The 17,441-nt window shown below is 43.1% G+C and carries 16 protein-coding genes and 1 tRNA gene; 12 read left to right on the top strand and 5 right to left on the bottom strand.

Annotated elements, in window-relative coordinates; all coding sequences use genetic code 11:
* Positions 1–43: 43 nt before the first annotated feature.
* Entirely contained in the window at positions 44–787 is a 744-nt protein-coding gene (locus NO992_RS04615; protein WP_371374728.1) for a sporulation protein, read from the top strand.
* Positions 788–894: 107 nt separating this feature from the next.
* On the top strand, positions 895–1,341 hold the full coding sequence (locus NO992_RS04610; protein ID WP_371374725.1) for a GNAT family N-acetyltransferase: 447 nt from the start codon (positions 895–897) through the stop codon (positions 1,339–1,341).
* A 35-nt stretch (positions 1,342–1,376) separates the two neighbouring features.
* Here the strand turns inward: NO992_RS04610 and NO992_RS04605 are convergent, their stop codons facing one another.
* The 4 genes from NO992_RS04605 to NO992_RS04590 form a co-directional block, all read right to left on the bottom strand.
* Positions 1,377–2,723, bottom strand: coding sequence for a sodium-dependent transporter (locus NO992_RS04605; protein ID WP_045963472.1), 1,347 nt, complete (start codon positions 2,721–2,723; stop codon positions 1,377–1,379).
* 222 nt (positions 2,724–2,945) lie between these two features.
* Entirely contained in the window at positions 2,946–4,232 is a 1,287-nt protein-coding gene (locus NO992_RS04600; protein WP_010373847.1) for a HAMP domain-containing sensor histidine kinase, read from the bottom strand.
* A gap of 21 nt (positions 4,233–4,253) precedes the next feature.
* The gene (locus NO992_RS04595) at positions 4,254–4,961 is read right to left on the bottom strand and encodes a response regulator (protein WP_010373849.1); all 708 of its coding nucleotides are present in this window, start codon (positions 4,959–4,961) and stop codon (positions 4,254–4,256) included.
* A 119-nt stretch (positions 4,962–5,080) separates the two neighbouring features.
* Complete coding sequence (locus NO992_RS04590) at positions 5,081–5,884, bottom strand: hypothetical protein (RefSeq protein ID WP_010373851.1); 804 nt, start codon at positions 5,882–5,884, stop codon at positions 5,081–5,083.
* 98 nt (positions 5,885–5,982) lie between these two features.
* Between NO992_RS04590 and NO992_RS04585 the strand changes: the two genes are divergently transcribed.
* Complete coding sequence (locus NO992_RS04585; protein WP_371374721.1) at positions 5,983–7,230, top strand: serine hydrolase domain-containing protein; 1,248 nt, start codon at positions 5,983–5,985, stop codon at positions 7,228–7,230.
* Here NO992_RS04585 and yhbY read toward each other — a convergent pair.
* Positions 7,227–7,523: a ribosome assembly RNA-binding protein YhbY gene (gene yhbY, locus NO992_RS04580; protein WP_010373854.1), complete on the bottom strand. Its 297-nt coding sequence runs from the start codon at positions 7,521–7,523 to the stop codon at positions 7,227–7,229. The genes NO992_RS04585 and yhbY overlap by 4 nt on opposite strands.
* 86 nt (positions 7,524–7,609) lie before the next feature.
* Between yhbY and rlmE the strand changes: the two genes are divergently transcribed.
* From rlmE to NO992_RS04535, 9 genes are all read left to right on the top strand, one after another.
* Positions 7,610–8,239: a 23S rRNA (uridine(2552)-2'-O)-methyltransferase RlmE gene (rlmE, locus tag NO992_RS04575; protein ID WP_095728537.1), complete on the top strand. Its 630-nt coding sequence runs from the start codon at positions 7,610–7,612 to the stop codon at positions 8,237–8,239.
* 67 nt (positions 8,240–8,306) lie between these two features.
* Complete coding sequence (gene ftsH, locus NO992_RS04570; protein ID WP_371374717.1) at positions 8,307–10,259, top strand: ATP-dependent zinc metalloprotease FtsH; 1,953 nt, start codon at positions 8,307–8,309, stop codon at positions 10,257–10,259.
* A 148-nt stretch (positions 10,260–10,407) separates the two neighbouring features.
* Positions 10,408–11,253, top strand: coding sequence for a dihydropteroate synthase (folP, locus tag NO992_RS04565; RefSeq protein WP_010373857.1), 846 nt, complete (start codon positions 10,408–10,410; stop codon positions 11,251–11,253).
* Positions 11,250–12,590, top strand: coding sequence for a phosphoglucosamine mutase (gene glmM, locus NO992_RS04560; protein ID WP_371374714.1), 1,341 nt, complete (start codon positions 11,250–11,252; stop codon positions 12,588–12,590). The genes folP and glmM overlap by 4 nt, the downstream gene beginning before the upstream one ends.
* A 79-nt stretch (positions 12,591–12,669) precedes the next feature.
* Positions 12,670–13,410: a triose-phosphate isomerase gene (gene tpiA, locus NO992_RS04555; protein WP_371374711.1), complete on the top strand. Its 741-nt coding sequence runs from the start codon at positions 12,670–12,672 to the stop codon at positions 13,408–13,410.
* A gap of 4 nt (positions 13,411–13,414) precedes the next feature.
* Complete coding sequence (gene secG, locus NO992_RS04550; RefSeq protein WP_010373860.1) at positions 13,415–13,762, top strand: preprotein translocase subunit SecG; 348 nt, start codon at positions 13,415–13,417, stop codon at positions 13,760–13,762.
* Between the two features lie 23 nt (positions 13,763–13,785).
* Positions 13,786–13,870, top strand: a tRNA-Leu gene (locus tag NO992_RS04545).
* A 555-nt stretch (positions 13,871–14,425) separates the two neighbouring features.
* Positions 14,426–16,669: a TonB-dependent receptor gene (locus NO992_RS04540; RefSeq protein WP_174168693.1), complete on the top strand. Its 2,244-nt coding sequence runs from the start codon at positions 14,426–14,428 to the stop codon at positions 16,667–16,669.
* A 323-nt stretch (positions 16,670–16,992) separates the two neighbouring features.
* Positions 16,993–17,397 carry a PaaI family thioesterase gene (locus NO992_RS04535; protein ID WP_010373862.1) on the top strand — a complete coding sequence of 135 codons (405 nt, stop codon included), beginning with the start codon at positions 16,993–16,995 and terminating at the stop codon, positions 17,395–17,397.
* Positions 17,398–17,441: the final 44 nt, after the last annotated feature.

Raw genomic sequence — 17,441 nt, 5'->3', positions numbered from 1 at the left:
TATGGTTATGATGCAGGTAAGGACATACCGGACAGGAGACGTAATGTTTAAGAAGATCCTAGCATCTGTCGGTATCGGTGCGGCAAAAGTAGACACTGTATTGGAAACAGAGCATTTGCACCCGGGACAGAAATTTCAAGCGCAAATTGTAATAAAAGGCGGTGGCGTTAGCCAAGAAGTAACAGGTTTAGAGCTTGCGCTAATGACAAGAGTTAAGGTTGAAGGGGAAGACGGAGAATACTTTAGTAATCATGTTATTGACCGTTGGCGTGTAGGTAATAATTTCACGATAGGCCCAGGCGAAGAAAAAGTTATTCCTTTTGAAGCTCGACTTCATTCAGAAACACCAATCACAGAAATCAATGCAGGCTTCAACCGTTGTCATGTTTGGATTGAAACTGGCTTAGACATTGATTTAGCAATCGATCCGTCAGACAAAGATGCTTTACACATTTATCCAAATGAAGCTGTGAAAGCATGTATGACAGCGATGGAGCGTTTAGGTTTCCATTTAGTAAAAGCGGATGTAGAAAAGGGCTATTTACGAGCGTCTGAGTTTCAGTCTGTTTCTGGTTGTTACCAAGAATTAGAATACCGACCAAACTCACGTGCATTATTTGGACTACAAGAAGTTGAGCTTTCGTTTGTACCTGAAGCGCATCGAACTCATGTACTGATAGAGTTGGACAGAGCGTTTCGAGGGGATGGTTACGTCGATCTAACGATTGAGCACGATCACGTAAATATCTCTCAATTGTGCGATCAGTTGGAGCGGCTGTTCTCATAATCACTTAATTTACTCTAAAATGCCCAGCTTTGTCTGGGCGTTTTTGTTTTAGGCATAAAGGATACCAATTAGTCTTAATTAAGCTAATTGGTATGACAGAGAATAATATGAATTGGCAAATTAAAAGTTATGATGCGCTCACTAAAGATGAGCTTTTTGAGATTTTAAAGCTAAGGGTTGATGTATTCGTTGTGGAACAAGCATGTCCCTATCCAGAAATTGATGATACCGATAGGGCGCCTGAAACTCGACATCTATTTTTAGTTAAAGATGGACAAATTTTAGCGTATGCACGTTGTTATAGAAAATCCGCAACTACTGCATCCATTGGCCGTGTTATTGTTTCATCAATGCTTCGAGGGCAGGGCGTTGCACATGACCTTATGCATCGTGCGATTGCTTGTTGTGAAACGGAGATTTCTAATGAGACTCTAGTTATTTCTGCGCAGTGTTATCTAGACAAGTTTTATACGGGGCTCGGCTTTGTGAAGCAAGGTGAAGAATATCTAGAAGATGGGATCCCGCATCAGGATATGTTATTTGTGAAAAAGTAAAAGAGGCTATGCGTAGCCTCTTTTTATGAGCGAAATTATAGTGAGTTTAAAAATACCGCAGCAATGGCAATTGGACAAACAAAGCGGATGTACCAAGGCCATACTTTCCAGAAGAAACTACTACCAACTTCCGGGCATCCTGATTCAATTTCTTTAAGCAGTTTTGCTCTGTGCCAAATCCAACCGACAAATACACAGCACAGCATGCCAAGTAGTGGCTGACCAAACTTTGTTGTCAGGCTAACAGTAAAGCCGAACAGGGTTTCGATGTTTACCAAAATGGTGAAGCTTACGGCTGTTACCAAGGTACCGATGATCCAGGTGGCCTGCACTCTGCCCAGTGCAAAACGTTCAACAGCATAGGAGACGGGCGCTTCTAGCATCGAAATAGACGAGGTGAGTGCGGCAATACTCATCAGAGCAAAGAAAGCGAAGCTTACTAAAAGGCCAATACTACCCATGCTATCAAACAATGCTGGCAATACTTGAAACACTAAGGTGTCTTCGTTTAGTAGTGAGCCGTCAGCCGCAAAAATCTCTACGCCTTGCGCTTGTGCGACATACATGGCGGGAATGATAAGTAAGCCAGCAACGAATGCGATAAAGACGTCGATTAAGGTAACCATGGCACCAAGTGAAACTAAATTCTCTTTTTTACTAATGTATGAGCCGTAAATGATCATCACGCTGGTACCAAGTGAAAGCGAGAAAAATGCTTGTCCTAGGGCATCAACGAGCAACTGTGGATTAAGCACAGAAGAAAAGTCAGGAACAAGGTACACCTTAAGACCTTCAACGGCACCTTCTTGGGTTAATACATACGCAATTAACGAGAATAAAATACCGATAAGAGCAGGCATCAAACGTTTTGACCACTTCTCAATGCCGTTTTCTACGCCTTTACTAATTATAAGCACGGTGAGTGCAATAAAGGCCGCTGTAAAGACGATGTTGCGCGACATAGACGAATCAGCAAGCCAAGATTGCGCTTGAGTCATTGATGCAACTTCCGCGATGGGTTCAAGTGTTGCGCTAAACATCCACCCAGCCACGATTGCATAGAAACTTAAAATGAGACCCGCACAAATTATGCCGCCGAATCCGACAACAAAAGCAAGCTTACTTTGCCATGCTGTATTTGTTAGTTTGCGCAGTGAAGATACGGCATTTGCTTGGCCGTGACGACCAATGACGAGTTCTGCCATTAGTGCTGGATAAGCAAGACAAAAAGCCAAAACCAGATAAACTAAAACAAACGCAGCACCACCATTGGATGCCGTTTGTGTTGGAAACCCCCAAATGTTTCCCAAACCTACCGCCGACCCTGCGGCGGCCATAATAAAACCAAAGCGAGAGCTGAACTCTCCTCGGACATTGCTCATAATTATTATACTTCTCTAAAAATTTCTAACGGCGCTGACAATCTACTGTAATTAAAAAGAAATAAAAAGAGTAAATTACCTTGATTTAGCGCAAGTTTTAGCCTGATATTTAGCCGTAATTAAGTTGTTGCACTCAAAAAGCAAAGCTTAGCTTATAAGCTAATGTTTTCACGATTATTTCTATATGAGATAAGTCGACGTGTAGCGACTTATTTACAATAATTATTTTTCTTTACAGGGTAGCGAAAGCACAAATTTTGCGCCACCTAATCGTTCTGACTGGCTAACGGTGGCTGTACCATGATGCCAATCCATGACTTTTGCAACGATTGCAAGGCCTAAGCCATAGCTTTTACCTGCACGGTTACGGTGAGTTTGCTCTTGAAAGAAAGGACTAAAGACTTTATCCCAATTTTGTCTCGCGATCCCAGGGCCATCGTCTTCAACGGTAATAATGAGCCAATGCTCAGTGCGGTGTGCACTTAATAATACACTGGCAGTGGCAAAATCACAGGCATTGCTGATCAAATTACTTATCGCTCTTGCAAGCCAATGCAAGTCACCATGGATCATTAAGTGTTCCGGAATTTCTACCCGACCAGACAGCTGGTTATTTTGCAGCTTTGGTTGCATTTGCTGCATCAGATCTTGACCATAGCGAGATAGGGTCGTTACTTCATGTTTTAGTAAATGAGACTTTTGTTCAAGCGTCGCAAAAGATAGGTAGCTCGAGAGCATATCTTCCATTTGATCTAGATCTTTTTCCATGCGCGCTAAATAATCGCGAATGGCATCGATGTCACTTTCATCTAAAGCTGCGTCTAGGCCAAATCTTAAGCACGCAACAGGTGTCCGAATGTCATGAGAAAGACTGGAGGCCATTAGCTTATTCTCAGCCATCAACTTCTCTATTTGGCTTGCCATTCGATTAAAGGTATTTTCTAAGTCACGGATATAAGTGAAATGATTTGGGGCGATGCGCGCGCTTAGATTACCACTGGCAAAGTGCTTTGCTGCAGTATTGAGAACGATCAAGCGTTTAACTAACGGAGAGAGAATAAACCATAATATTGCGCAAATACCACCGTAGAAAAATAATGTCAGCAATACGTCGTAATCTGCCTGTTCAACCTGAGGCTCCCATTCAAGTTCAACGTAATCAGGCGCCATTTCAGGGGTTGTTTTTAGCAGATATACATTCTCGTTTTCTATCACTAACCCATCTGGTAGTAACATCTGTTGTTTTAATTCGAGCGGCATGGCTAAAGTATCGCCATCTTTATACCGGATGTTGATGTCGAATTGTTGAGCAATTAAAGCCGTTGCATTTTCGCGCTCTTCCTGCTCAATATTTGCAACTTGTTTCGCAAGGCCGGTAATTAGTTTGCTCTGCCACTCAAAACTATCTTCTAAAGGAGCGGTTTGCTGATTATAGGTGTCGATCACCCAACCCAGTGCAAAGATCGAAATCAATGCACCAGCGAGTAAGTAGATGTAGAGTTTCTTCACGATATTAGCTTGCGACCTTCATTACCAAGCTGATGGTACGAGTAGATATCCTTTACCCCACACCGTTTTAATTTTTTCTGGGTTTTGAGGATCATCATTAAACTTTTTACGCAAGGCAGAAATGAGCACATCAACGCTTCTGTCGAGGCCGTCATACTCTCTTCCTTTTGTCGCTTTAAATACCGCATCGCGAGAGACAACTTCACCAGCGTGACTGGCTAAAAATTGTAGTAGTAGATATTCAGCACTAGAAACGATGACTTCTTGGCCAGTAACACTGACTTTGCGAGCTTGAGTGTCGATGCATAACTGTCCAACTACGAGTTCGTGATTGGCTGCGTGATGATCTTGGGGTTTTTCTTGTGCAGCGCGCACATTTGCTTTGATTCGAGCGAGTAAGGCACGAGGACGAACGGGCTTGATAACGTAATCGCTAGCACCAACTTCCAAACCGATGACTTCATCCATTTCTTCATCTTTGGCAGTGAGCATAATAACAGGCTTGTTATAAAACTGACGTAAGTCGCGGCATACGCTGATACCGTCCTTACCTGGAAGCATAAGATCAAGTAAAACAAGGTCGGGGTCTAGTGACTTAACACGTTCAATAACTTCATCACCGCGATAGCAGCAATGTGTTTTATAGCCTTGGTTATCAAGATATTCAGCGACCCATTGCGCCAATGAAGTATCATCTTCAACCAATAAGATTGTGCCGTATTGCTCCATGTCTTTACTCCGAACTTTTTATTTTTCTGCGTCGAGTATAATCCTAAAAGCGTTATTGTCTGTAAATAAGTGTAGCGCCAGCTTGCAGTTAACCTTTGTCAAACTGGCGAGTACTTATGCTACTTAACGTTTAGTTTCTCAATTAGACTCTCGGCCAAGTGTTTTTGCATATCAGCTGTTAACGCTGACACTTCCGTTTGGGTACATGCACCAGCGGTTTTCTCAAGCGGTGAAACCGTTTTAGTTACCTTGTAAGGAGGAATATCAACAGGCTTCTGGCCACGTTGACGGCGTGCCTCGTCGGTATTTTGTGCGACGATAAACGACAGTACATCGTGTTCGTTTTCTATTTTTTCCACTTCAGTAAAGGTGAATTGTAAAGGGATACCTTGGAAGCCTGCGCTATCTACCGATGACTTGGCAAACCAGACAACATCGGATGATGCTTGATGCGCTAAACGCATACTGACAGAAGCTACAATATTAGTACATTGAAATGCTGGCGAATTTTGAGCAAGTTCAGCAATATGTGGATGTGGATTTCTTGGCCTATCCAGTGCGTACGTTTTATTAGCTGCAAATTCCAAATCAAGTTGATGAATCGTTAGCGTGTAGTTTGCGTTTTTAGCTGCAACAACTTTCAGACCTTTTTTCTCAAGTAAAGCAACAATCTGCTTTCTCAGTGTATCAGTCAAACTGACCTTATCGGCATTGATGTAGACTGTGTCACCTTGAGCAAGTGGGTGAGCGGGCAATTGCACTGATTTAATTCGTGCGGAATTAAGTTCGGTACTATAGCTGATTTGATAAACAGACTTTTTTAGTAGTGGCTTCTTAGGTACATCTAACTTTGGCGCTAATGGCGCTGTGGTGACACATCCAAAAAGTAGACTTGTACATAGAGCTGCTAGCACTAAACGCATTAAAATACCTCAATTAAACAGTTATTTTCTTATATTTAGTGAGTTCCGCCAATTCATCATGTTAGTATGGCGGGCGAGTGTTAATGAAATGAGTCATTATGAAGTCGCTAATTCTCACATTAGTTTGTTTTTTTTGCATTAGTTATCCAAAAATAACGATTGCAAAAACCCCAAACCAGCAATGGTCACAATTTTTAAAGAGCTATTCTAAGCAAGTCGAGCGCAAACTAAAAGAAAAATCGGTGCCCGGTGCTGCTTTATCCGTCGTGCATGTCGAGCACGGCAGCTACGCAGAAGGTTTTGGCAAGACAAAAAGTCGTCAAGGAAGTGTGGTCAACGAACAAACTCGCTTTCGCTTGGCATCGGTTTCAAAAACGTTTGCAGGAAGTCTAACGGCTAAATTGGCGAGCGAAGGGTATTTTAATATTGACGATAGAGTGGGTAGCTATTTGCCGCAAGTCGCCAAAGGTGATTATAGCCAACTTAAGCTCTATCATTTGTTAAGTCACTCGAGTGGCTTAGTACCTAATGCCTACGATAATTTAATCGAGTCTCGCATGGACTACCCACAAATTGTTGAGCGCTTACTGCAAGTCAAAGCGTTATGTAAGCCCGGGGAGTGTTATGGTTATCAAAATGTCATGTTTAGCTTAATTGGAGATGTTATCGAGCAGGCGACGAACATTAGTTACAAAACTTGGATGGAAGAGTTTGTTTTCGCGCCACTTAATATGCATGACGCCGGTCTAGGCTACGAGCAAATGACAAAAAATGATAATTTTGCGTGGCCGCATGTCAGAGGGCGAAAGCGTTGGCATACCGCTAAATTAAAGCCGCATTATTATAAAGTGCTCCCCGCAGCTGGTGTAAACGCTAGTGCTGCTGATATGGCGCAGTGGTTAAAAGCACAATTAGGTCTGTATCCAAGTGTTTTATCACCAGATGCTCTGAGTAAGCAATCAGTGCCGTATACGTTGACGAAACGTGAGCTGCGCAGGCGTGTTTGGCGTGGTCATGTAGAAGAAGCTTACTATGGACTTGGATGGCGAATTTATCGCTATGATGGCAAGTTGCTCTATTACCATAGCGGCTGGGTGCAAGGTTATCGTACCGATGTCGTGATTATTCCAGAGCTTGGAGTTGGGTTTAGTCTACTGTTAAATGCAGAGAGTGGTATCATTAATCAGTTAACGAACGATTTTATTGTTGACGCATTGGCGCTTGAGAAGAAATTACTGCCTCAGGTGAGTGAGCAGGAAATTAAGAAAGTAAAAGCGGAAGAAGCAAGTTTATTACAAGAGATTGCGACGTCTTCAGGTGAAAACGTCGCAGACAACAAAGATTAGTTACGAGGTAACTGGATCTTTTTGTCTTCGCTTTGGCGGTACAATACAATGATATGGCCAATGGTTTGTACTTTATGTGCATTTGTTTCACGAACAATTGCTTCAAAAATCAGTTTCTTAGTTTCACGATCATTGGTTGGTACTTTTACCTTGATAAGTTCGTGAATGTTCAGGTTTTGCTCAATTTCAGCCATGACGCCTTCGGTTAGGCCGTTTGCGCCTAGAAGAACAACTGGGTTTAAAGAATGAGCTAGCCCTTTTAGGAACTGCTTTTGTTTATTTGATAAGGTCATATTGATACAATCTTATTTATTAAAAGGCTTGAATTATCGATATTCTAACGCCATCTAGACAATATTACTAATGAGTTGTAGTTAATATGGCAAATAAAAAACATTCCGCCAGTTCGAAACGTTGGTTAAAAGAACACGTAGAAGACCCGTATGTGCATGAAGCCCAAAAACGTGGCTATCGTTCACGAGCGGTTTTTAAGCTGGAAGAAGTCCAGCAAAAGGATAAATTGATCCGTAAAGGAATGACGGTAGTTGATTTAGGGGCGGCTCCAGGGAGCTGGTCGCAGTATCTCGCAGAGCAGGTAGATATTGACGGACAAGTTATTGCTTGTGATATCTTACCGATGGACTCATTAGCGGGGGTTGATTTCCTTCAGGGGGACTTCAGAGAAGAAGCGGTATTAAATGCATTACTGGATAGAATAAACGGTAAGAATGTTGATGTGGTTTTTTCTGATATGGCACCAAATATGAGCGGAAATATGTCAACCGATCAATCTGGCAGTATGTATCTGGTCGAGCTAGCATTAGATATGTGCCATCAAGTGCTAAAATCAAACGGTGCATTTGCGGTTAAAGTTTTCCAAGGAGAAGGCTTTGATCAATTTGTACAAGAGGTACGTAATTGTTTTAAGGTCGTAAAGATCCGTAAACCAAAAGCGTCTCGTCCTCGTTCACGCGAAGTATATGTAGTGGCGACGGGCTACAAACTGTAGTACAGTTGGAAAGCATCAAGTTGAATTTGAATTTTTTTGGATACAAGAGGTTAACTCCTTGAGCGATATGGCTAAAAATCTAATACTCTGGTTAGTGATTGCAGTAGTGCTAATGACTGTGTTCCAGAGCTTTAACGGTGGCGAACAATATGATCGCCAAACGAGTTACACACAATTTGTAAAGGATGTGCGCAATGGCTCTGTAAGAGAAGTCAGTATTGATCGTCAAACCGGCGTGATTAGTGGCGTTCGTTCAAGTGGAGATCGTTTTCAAACAGTAATTCCATTAACTGATTTGGATTTGGTTAATGACTTACTTAAGAACGACGTAAATATCAAAGGCGTTGCACCGGAAGAGCAATCTTTCCTTGCAAACATCTTTATTTCTTGGTTTCCAATGCTTTTGCTTATTGGGGTATGGATTTTCTTCATGCGCCAAATGCAAGGCGGTGGCGGCAAAGGCGCAATGTCGTTTGGTAAAAGTAAAGCTCGACTAATGAGCGAAGACCAAGTTAAGACAACATTTGCGGACGTTGCTGGTTGTGACGAAGCGAAAGAAGATGTTACTGAGCTAGTAGATTTCTTGCGTGACCCGTCAAAGTTCCAAAAATTGGGCGGTAGCATTCCGAAAGGCGTGTTAATGGTTGGTCCTCCAGGTACGGGTAAAACCCTACTTGCTAAAGCCGTTGCTGGCGAAGCAAAAGTACCATTCTTTACCATTTCCGGTTCTGACTTCGTAGAAATGTTTGTCGGTGTTGGTGCATCTCGTGTCCGTGACATGTTTGAACAGGCAAAGAAAGCTGCGCCTTGTATTATCTTTATCGATGAAATCGATGCGGTAGGCCGTAAACGTGGCGCCGGTATGGGCGGTGGTCACGACGAGCGAGAGCAAACACTTAACCAAATGCTTGTAGAAATGGATGGCTTTGAGGGTAACGAAGGTATTATCGTTATTGCTGCTACTAACCGTCCTGATGTACTAGATCCTGCATTATTACGTCCTGGTCGTTTCGATCGCCAAGTCGTGGTTGGTCTTCCGGATATTCGTGGTCGTGAACAAATCTTAAACGTTCACATGCGTAAAGTGCCTTTAGACGATAATGTTGAAGCGTCAGTGATTGCACGTGGTACGCCGGGCTTTTCTGGTGCTGACTTAGCTAACCTTGTGAATGAGGCTGCACTGTTTGCTGCTCGTGGCAACAAGCGTAAGGTAAGTATGGCGGAATTTGACGCCGCGAAAGATAAAATCATGATGGGTGCTGAGCGTAAGTCCATGGTGATGAGCGAGCAAGAGAAGGAAATGACGGCTTATCACGAAGCCGGTCACGCGATTGTTGGTCGTTTAGTGCCTGAGCATGATCCAGTATATAAAGTGTCGATTATTCCACGTGGTCGCGCATTAGGTGTAACAATGTACTTACCGGAGCAAGACCGTGTAAGTCACTCTAAGCAACACCTAGAATCTATGCTTTCGAGTTTATACGGTGGTCGTATCGCTGAAGCGCTGATTTACGGCGATGACAAAGTAACGACAGGCGCGAGCAACGATATTGAGCGCGCAACCGATATTGCTAAGAAAATGGTTACTCAGTGGGGCTTAAGTCCGAAACTTGGTCCACAGATGTACTTAGAAGAGCAAGGCGAGATGTACATGGGTGGTGGTTCTCATCGCATGTCAGGTATGTCAGATGAAACCGCTAAGCTTATTGATGCTGAAATTAAAGATTTCATCGATCGCAACTACAAACGGGCGGAGCAAATCCTAAAAGATAATATGGATATTCTTCACACGATGAAAGATGCGTTGATGAAATACGAAACGATTGATGCATTGCAGATTGATGATCTAATGGAGCGTCGTGATGTTCGTCCACCAAGGGATGCGCATGACATTAAGCCAGAGAAAAAAGCAGAATCTGCGAAAGTAACAGACATAAAACCTGAGCCTAAAGCTGAAAAACCAGCAGAAGAGCAGTCAAACGACACATCATCAAACTCAGAACTTGATGACAAATCGTAAGATTAGGTAGAATACGACAGCCCCGAGCAATCGGGGCTTTTTTGTATCAGTTGATATAAGTTTTATTAGCATTCAATGCGAGAACTTAAATCAACTGCTATAAGCCTTTCGTTATCACCAAACTTAGACTACAGAAAATAGGTATAGAATGTACGAGTTACGTTTACCCAAAGGGCGCACCCTTAGTTTAGATAAGCCTCAGGTAATGGGGATTTTAAATGTTACTCCCGACTCATTTTCTGATGGTGGACATTTTACTCACCTTGATAGCGCAATCGAGCAAGCAAATTTAATGCTTTCACAAGGCGCTACCATCTTAGACATAGGTGGAGAGTCCACTCGTCCCGGCGCGCCAGACGTAGAATTAGAAGAAGAATTACAGCGCGTAATACCGATTATTAAAGCAATTCGCACACACTCTAACTGTGTGATTTCGGTAGATACTAGTAAAGCCGAGGTAATGAAACAAGCAATAGAGGCTGGTGCTGATATCATTAATGATGTTCGAGCGTTGCAAGAGCCAGGTGCGCTTGAAGTCGCAGCTCAATACAGTGATGTACCAATTTGTTTAATGCATATGCAAGGTCAACCTCGCTCAATGCAAAATAACCCTCACTATGATGACTTATTTTCAGACATCAGTCAGTTTTTCGAAGCTAGGATCAGTGCGTGCAAGCAAGCTGGGATTGATACCAACCGGCTGATTTTAGATCCAGGTTTTGGCTTCGGTAAATCTCTAGAGCATAACTTTCAGATATTAGGTGGATTGGACAAGTTTCATGCTTTCGATTTGCCTATTCTGACAGGCCTCTCTAGAAAGTCCATGTTTGGACAACTACTCACTCGGGAAACGCATGAGCGCGTAGCTGCGAGTCTAGCTGGTGCATTGATATGTGCGCAGAAAGGCGCTCACATAATTCGTGTTCATGACGTAAAAGAAACAAGCGACGCGCTTAATGTATGGCTAGCGTCGGTCAATGGAGTTACTCAATGACAACAAGAAAGTACTTCGGTACGGATGGTGTAAGGGGCATGGTGGGCGAGTTCCCAATTACGCCTGAATTTGCAATGAAACTAGGCTGGGCGGCTGGAAAAGTGCTGTCTGAGCGTGGTACCAAAAAGGTAATTATTGGCAAAGATACCCGCATTTCTGGCTACCTTCTTGAAACCGCGTTAGAGGCTGGGTTAATTGCCGCTGGGATCAATGTGATTTTATTGGGGCCTATGCCGACACCTGCTGTTGCTTACTTGACGCAAACGTTCAGAGCTGAGGCTGGTATTGTGATCAGTGCATCTCATAATCCATACCATGACAATGGCATCAAGTTTTTTGGTGGCGATGGTAAAAAGCTCCCTGACGAGGTGGAACTTGCAATAGAAGCAAAGCTGGATGAACCGATGACGTGTGTCGCGTCTGAAAAACTCGGTAAAGCTAAGCGTCTAGAGAGTGCGGATGGTCGCTATATCGAATTTTGTAAAGGCCAATTTCCTAAAGAGCTATCGCTTGAAGGGTTGAAAGTGGTACTGGACTGCGCAAATGGCGCGACTTATCACATTGCGCCAAGTGTCATGCGTGAACTTGGTGCGGACGTGATCACAACTGCGTGTGAACCTAATGGTGTCAACATCAACGAAAAATGCGGTGCAACGCATGTCGAAGCATTGAAAAAAGCCGTACTTGAACATCAAGCGGATGTTGGTATTGCTTATGATGGTGATGGTGACCGAGTCATGATGGTCGATCACGACGGTCATGTATTTGATGGTGATGACATCGTCTATATTATCGCTTGCCAAGCTCATGCCGATGGCACATTAGGTGGCGGTGTTGTAGGTACGGTAATGTCTAACATGGGGCTCGAAAACGCCCTTAAATCACGCGGAATTGCTTTTGAGCGTAGTAAGGTCGGTGACCGCTATGTAATGGAGCTTCTTGGTGAGAAAGGCTGGAAAATTGGCGGCGAAAGTTCAGGTCACGTTTTAAATCTGGATCTGATCAGCACCGGTGATGGCATTGTCTCTAGCTTACAAGTGCTTGCTGCCATGGTTGCGCAGAATAAAACATTAAAAGATTTGGGTGAAGGTTTTAGCAAATACCCAATGAAGATGATTAACGTGCGCTATAGCACTAAAGATGATCCAACCGAGCAAGCCGCTGTTAAAGCGGTTGTCGCTGAAGTTGAAACTCAGCTTGCCGGAAAGGGCAGAGTGCTATTGCGTAAATCTGGTACAGAGCCAGTGGTTCGCGTCATGGTTGAAGCTCAGCAACAGAAGCAAGTTATCGATTTTGCCCAAAAAATCGCTGAAGTTGTTGAATCTGTGAGCAATTAAACCAAAAATTAAATTTATTTCTTGTAACTTCGGGTGAGTAGAGTTAGTATCTCACCCGCTTTCTACTGCGGAGTATCGTATGACAATTAGAAAGCAAATTGTTGCTGGTAACTGGAAAATGAATGGCTCAAAAGCCCTTGTTGACCAAATATCAGAAGCAGTAAGCAATCAAGCATTTCAAGCAGATGTAATTGTTTTTCCTCCTGCCATGCTCATTGAGCAAGCAGCAAGTAAAGGGCTTACTGTCGGAACACAAACTGTTTCGGAATATAAAGAAGGCGCATACACTGGAGAAATTCAGGCGTCCCTAGCAAAATCGCTAGGTGCAACATATACCTTAGTTGGTCACTCAGAGCGTCGAGCTATTTATGGCGAAAACGATGAAGATGTTGCTAATAAATTTGCACATGCTCAAGAACAAGGTTTGACACCAATTTTATGTGTTGGTGAAACTGAAGAAGAAAGAGAAAATGGGCAAACAGAGCAAGTCGTTGCTAGGCAAATAAACGCGGTTATTACCAAATTAGGTGTAGCAGCGCTAACTCACTCTGTGATAGCATACGAACCTGTTTGGGCTATTGGTACTGGTAAAACAGCATCTCCAGAGCAAGCGCAAGCAGTACACAAATTTATACGTGATTTGCTTTCAGAAAATGACAAGCAAATCGCACAAGCACTGCGACTTCTTTACGGTGGCAGTGTTAATGAACAGAACAGTGAATTGTTATTCGCACAAGACGATATAGACGGTGGACTTATCGGTGGCGCAAGCCTAAAACCTGAGAGTTTCGCAGCTATATGCAGAAGTGCAAAAGGATAAGTAAATGTACGAAATTCTAATGGTTGTTTACTTAATTGTGGCGTTAGCACTAATTGGTATGGTGTTGATTCAGCAAGGTAAAGGCGCAGATATGGGCTCTTCGTTTGGTGCAGGTGCATCGGCGACAGTTTTCGGCTCATCAGGCGCAGGCAACTTTATGACTAAGACAACAACAATCTTAGCAACGATTTTCTTTGTGCTAAGTATTGTTCTAGGTAACCTAACTACAGGTCAGATTAAAAAGACTAATGAGTGGGAAAATCTAGAGGCACCAGCTGCTGCAACAACAGTTCCAGCAACAAATGATGTGCCAGCGACAGAAGAAAATCCAGCTTCTGACGTACCTAACTAATCGTTAGGAAATACACCGAATTTGCGAATGTGGTGGAATTGGTAGACACGCCATCTTGAGGGGGTGGTGGCTTAGGCCGTGGGGGTTCAAGTCCCCCCATTCGCACCAAATAAAAAAACCAGCTTATGCTGGTTTTTTTTCGTCTATCGTTTGCCACTAAGCCTGTAGAACAACTAAATAGCAGAATTTTAGCCTTGGCTAAATGGATATTGGTACCTCGGCAATAGCAGGATGCGGTAGCGCTGTTATCGACAAGATTTTCTCGCCTCAAAATTTCAGACGAACTTAGCACCACGGCAAAAACCTAGGCAGAAGTTTCACTTTAGTAACATATCATCCTGCTATTTAGTGTAATTATTTGTTCTATAACGCTTTTTTTGCAAAAATTAATTTCCCAATATTGGTTTTGTTTTGGTTACAAAAACCCCAAAAGTAATTTTTATTAAATAATTATTTCAATTTATCCCCGTTGTGACTATAATACCCCTCCAGAGGAAAGAGATGCCCCTAGTGCATCTTTTTTTATGCCCAAAATTTGTAGTGTCCAAATCTATTTAGATTTTACGGATTACAGGGCTAGAAGTAATAACACTGAGCTTGTTGCTTCTCTAGTTTGCGACCTCTCGCGACTAGTACACACACGGTGATTCCTTTGGAGATTATATGATTACAGTTTTACCTCGCCTTGGTTTATCTGCGATTTCAGCTGCAGTGTTAGCAGCAGTAGCCCTTCCTAGTACAGCATTGGCTGAACAAGCTAATGTAGAGCAAGAAAAACAAGTTTTTGAAAAAATAGAAGTGACTGCTCGTAAACGTACTGAAAGCTTGTTCGAAACGCCTACTGCGATTACTTCTATCGGTGCTAGTGATATTGATAAAGCCAATATCAGCAATCTAGACGATATTGGTAAGTTCGTTCCAAACTTAAATATTACTCGCTATGGTGTAGGTAACGCTGCACATGCTTCTGTATTTATCCGTGGTATTGGTCTACAAGACCATGTGATCACAACGGACCCAGGTGTTGGTGTTTACGTTGATGGCGTATACCTTGGCCGTCAGATGGGTTCTAACCTTTCACTGCCCAATGTTGAACGCGTAGAGGTACTACGTGGTCCACAAGGTACACTGTACGGCCGTAACACATTAGGCGGTGCGGTAAATGTGATCACTAAACAACCTGGCGCTGAAGAAGTTGCACGCGTTGAAGCTAAAATAGGTTCTCGCGGTCGTTTAGCGACTGACCTGTATACAAGCCAGACGTTAACAGACACACTGAGCTTTTCTGCAAGTGCTTCTTATAAAGAGCGCGACGGTGTAGGTAAAGCAATCAACTTAGCAAATCCTGAAAAGGAAATCGGCGAAGAGCAAGAGTTTAGTGGCCGTTTAGCACTTAGATGGCAAGCAACGAATGATTTAGTTGTCACCGCTGCATTTGACGGCGTTGAGAACGAGTCTGGTCAATCACCGTATACTATTGAATTAACAGGTCCACTTGACTCAAATGACCCTTTCAATGGTGACTTCCCATTGCTAGATGAGTCTATGTTGCCAAACAATCCTGATGATTTGGCAACAACGGTTGCTGGCATTGAAAGCACAGATTATTCTGGTTGGGGTGGGTCAGTGACTGCTGATTGGCAAGCAAGTGATGTTTACTCTGTTAAATTTATCGCAAGCAAGCGTAGTTCTGAATATACCGGTGGCCTAGATGACGATGCGGTAGCACTTAATCTATCTGAATTCCCAGAAGAGGGCGGTGCAGATCAGTACTCATTTGAACTACAACTAAACGGTACTTATGACTCTTGGGATTTTGTATCGGGTCTTTATTACTTTAACGAAGATGGTTTTACCAGCTCTGGTCCGTTCGTATTTAGCCCGTGGAACACGCCAAATGGCTTATTAAACGATGGTCAGACAGCTTCTTTTGGTGACTACGGTTACTTTGATATCAATCAAGAAACCGATGCCTATGCGGCTTACATAAATGCAAGCTTTGACGTGACTGAGCTGTTCAGCATAGGTGGTGGTTTACGTTACTCTGAAGACAAAAAAGAGGCAAACGCACTATTCCCAAGCTTTGGTGCTCGTAAATATGTAAGCGCAGACTTTGACGAAGTGACGTGGGACGTGAATGCGTCATACCAGTTAACTCGTGACATCAATGTTTACGCGCAGGTCCAAAAAGGGTACCAAAGTGGCGGCTTCCCACCACGTCCATTTGGTGGTCCAGATCAATTCGCTGCGTTTGATGAAACTAAAGCGATTAACTACGAAATCGGTTTCAAAGGCCAAGTGCATGACAACGTATCTATGATGGTTGCTGCATTTGTAACGGATTACACCGATCTGGCGCTACCTTTCAACGACCCGACTGCTGGCGGTGGTTTCGTCACTATCGTGGAAAATGCAGGTGAGTCGAAAGCACAAGGTATTGAACTTGAAACGACAATCGCAATTACTGATGATTTCTCAGTACGCAGCTCAATCGGTTACCTAGACTCAGAAATTACCCATGTTGATGAAGGTGTTATTGGTATTGGTAAAGGCGATGCGCCAGCACTCACACCTCGATGGACTGTGATGGTCGCACCATCTTACTTCCATGACTTAGAGCATGGTGCAACGATTGCAGTTAACGCAAGCTACTCGTACCGCTCAGACATGCAAGGTCAGTCTGTAACACGAGCAAGCGAGCATATTGATTCTCGCGAATTGTTAGGCTTTAACATCTCATACACCAACGCTGAAGGTGATATGGAAGTAACGCTATACGGTGAAAACGTGCTAAACGAAGTGTACGATGTAGGTCGTCTACAGCAAAGTGGCTTTGTTGGTGTCATGCGCAGCAATGACCGCAGTGAGTTTGGTATTAAGTTCAAAAAAGAGTTCTGGTTAGATTAATCCAACCCTAGCTTGAATATAGAAAAAGCCGTTTAGTTTCTAGCTAAGCGGCTTTTTTATTGTAGCTAACCCGTCCTAAATTAGTGGCAACATTTCAAACTCATTCAGAATACGTAAAATAATTGATATAGCTGCTTGTTTACATTGTAGTTGACCTATGGGAGTTTAGTGATAGGCGGTATTTCTAGCCCAGTTTTTAGTCGTGTTGAGCTAATCATATCGCGGTTTTAATTAACTATGATTGTTTACTATAACGTGAAGACTATTCGCGACGTCGAGTCTATTTGAGCGTTGATATTTTAAATATAATTAAGGAGAAGAAGTTGAGCAATACTATGTTAGAGGAAGGAAAGGAGATCCTAGCACAGCAGTCTTTTAGTTTGTTGTTGGGCGCTGAGTTGGAGGTGTTTGAGGTTGGCGTTGCTGAGTTAAGTCTCGCTATTCGGGATGATCTTAAACAAAACTATGGTTTTGCACATGGCGGCGTGGTTAGCTATCTAGCTGATAATTGTATTACTTTTGCTGGTGCATCGGTGCTGGGCAGCTGTGTTACCTCAGAGTATAAAGTGAATTATGTTAGACCCGCTATTGGCGATAAGCTAATTGCGAAGTCAACCGTGTTGTATTCGGGTAAACGTCAGGCGACATGCGAATGTAAGGTATATGCGCAAAGCGGTGACGAAGAAAAGTTGGTGGCGGTTTCTCTTGGCACAATAACTAAGGTTTAGGGTAGCAGGCGGTGTTCTGAAGTGTATTTGATTAGGTCTTTTTA

It is taken from the genome of Pseudoalteromonas sp. DY56-GL79 (assembly GCF_041414765.1).
In the GTDB taxonomy this organism is placed as follows: domain Bacteria; phylum Pseudomonadota; class Gammaproteobacteria; order Enterobacterales; family Alteromonadaceae; genus Pseudoalteromonas; species Pseudoalteromonas piscicida.
This window is presented reverse-complemented; position numbering and strand designations above follow the sequence as displayed.

Excerpts from the sequence above, each read along its gene's own strand:
- NO992_RS04615 (WP_371374728.1), top strand. The coding sequence starts at position 44 with ATGTTTAAGAAGATCCTAGCATCTGTCGGTATCGGTGCGGCAAAAGTA.
- NO992_RS04610 (WP_371374725.1), top strand. The coding sequence starts at position 895 with ATGAATTGGCAAATTAAAAGTTATGATGCGCTCACTAAAGATGAGCTT.
- NO992_RS04605 (WP_045963472.1), bottom strand. The coding sequence starts at position 2,723 with ATGAGCAATGTCCGAGGAGAGTTCAGCTCTCGCTTTGGTTTTATTATG.
- NO992_RS04595 (WP_010373849.1), bottom strand. The coding sequence starts at position 4,961 with ATGGAGCAATACGGCACAATCTTATTGGTTGAAGATGATACTTCATTG.
- NO992_RS04590 (WP_010373851.1), bottom strand. The coding sequence starts at position 5,884 with ATGCGTTTAGTGCTAGCAGCTCTATGTACAAGTCTACTTTTTGGATGT.
- NO992_RS04585 (WP_371374721.1), top strand. The coding sequence starts at position 5,983 with ATGAAGTCGCTAATTCTCACATTAGTTTGTTTTTTTTGCATTAGTTAT.
- yhbY (WP_010373854.1), bottom strand. The coding sequence starts at position 7,523 with ATGACCTTATCAAATAAACAAAAGCAGTTCCTAAAAGGGCTAGCTCAT.
- rlmE (WP_095728537.1), top strand. The coding sequence starts at position 7,610 with ATGGCAAATAAAAAACATTCCGCCAGTTCGAAACGTTGGTTAAAAGAA.
- ftsH (WP_371374717.1), top strand. The coding sequence starts at position 8,307 with ATGGCTAAAAATCTAATACTCTGGTTAGTGATTGCAGTAGTGCTAATG.
- folP (WP_010373857.1), top strand. The coding sequence starts at position 10,408 with ATGTACGAGTTACGTTTACCCAAAGGGCGCACCCTTAGTTTAGATAAG.
- glmM (WP_371374714.1), top strand. The coding sequence starts at position 11,250 with ATGACAACAAGAAAGTACTTCGGTACGGATGGTGTAAGGGGCATGGTG.
- tpiA (WP_371374711.1), top strand. The coding sequence starts at position 12,670 with ATGACAATTAGAAAGCAAATTGTTGCTGGTAACTGGAAAATGAATGGC.
- secG (WP_010373860.1), top strand. The coding sequence starts at position 13,415 with ATGTACGAAATTCTAATGGTTGTTTACTTAATTGTGGCGTTAGCACTA.
- NO992_RS04540 (WP_174168693.1), top strand. The coding sequence starts at position 14,426 with ATGATTACAGTTTTACCTCGCCTTGGTTTATCTGCGATTTCAGCTGCA.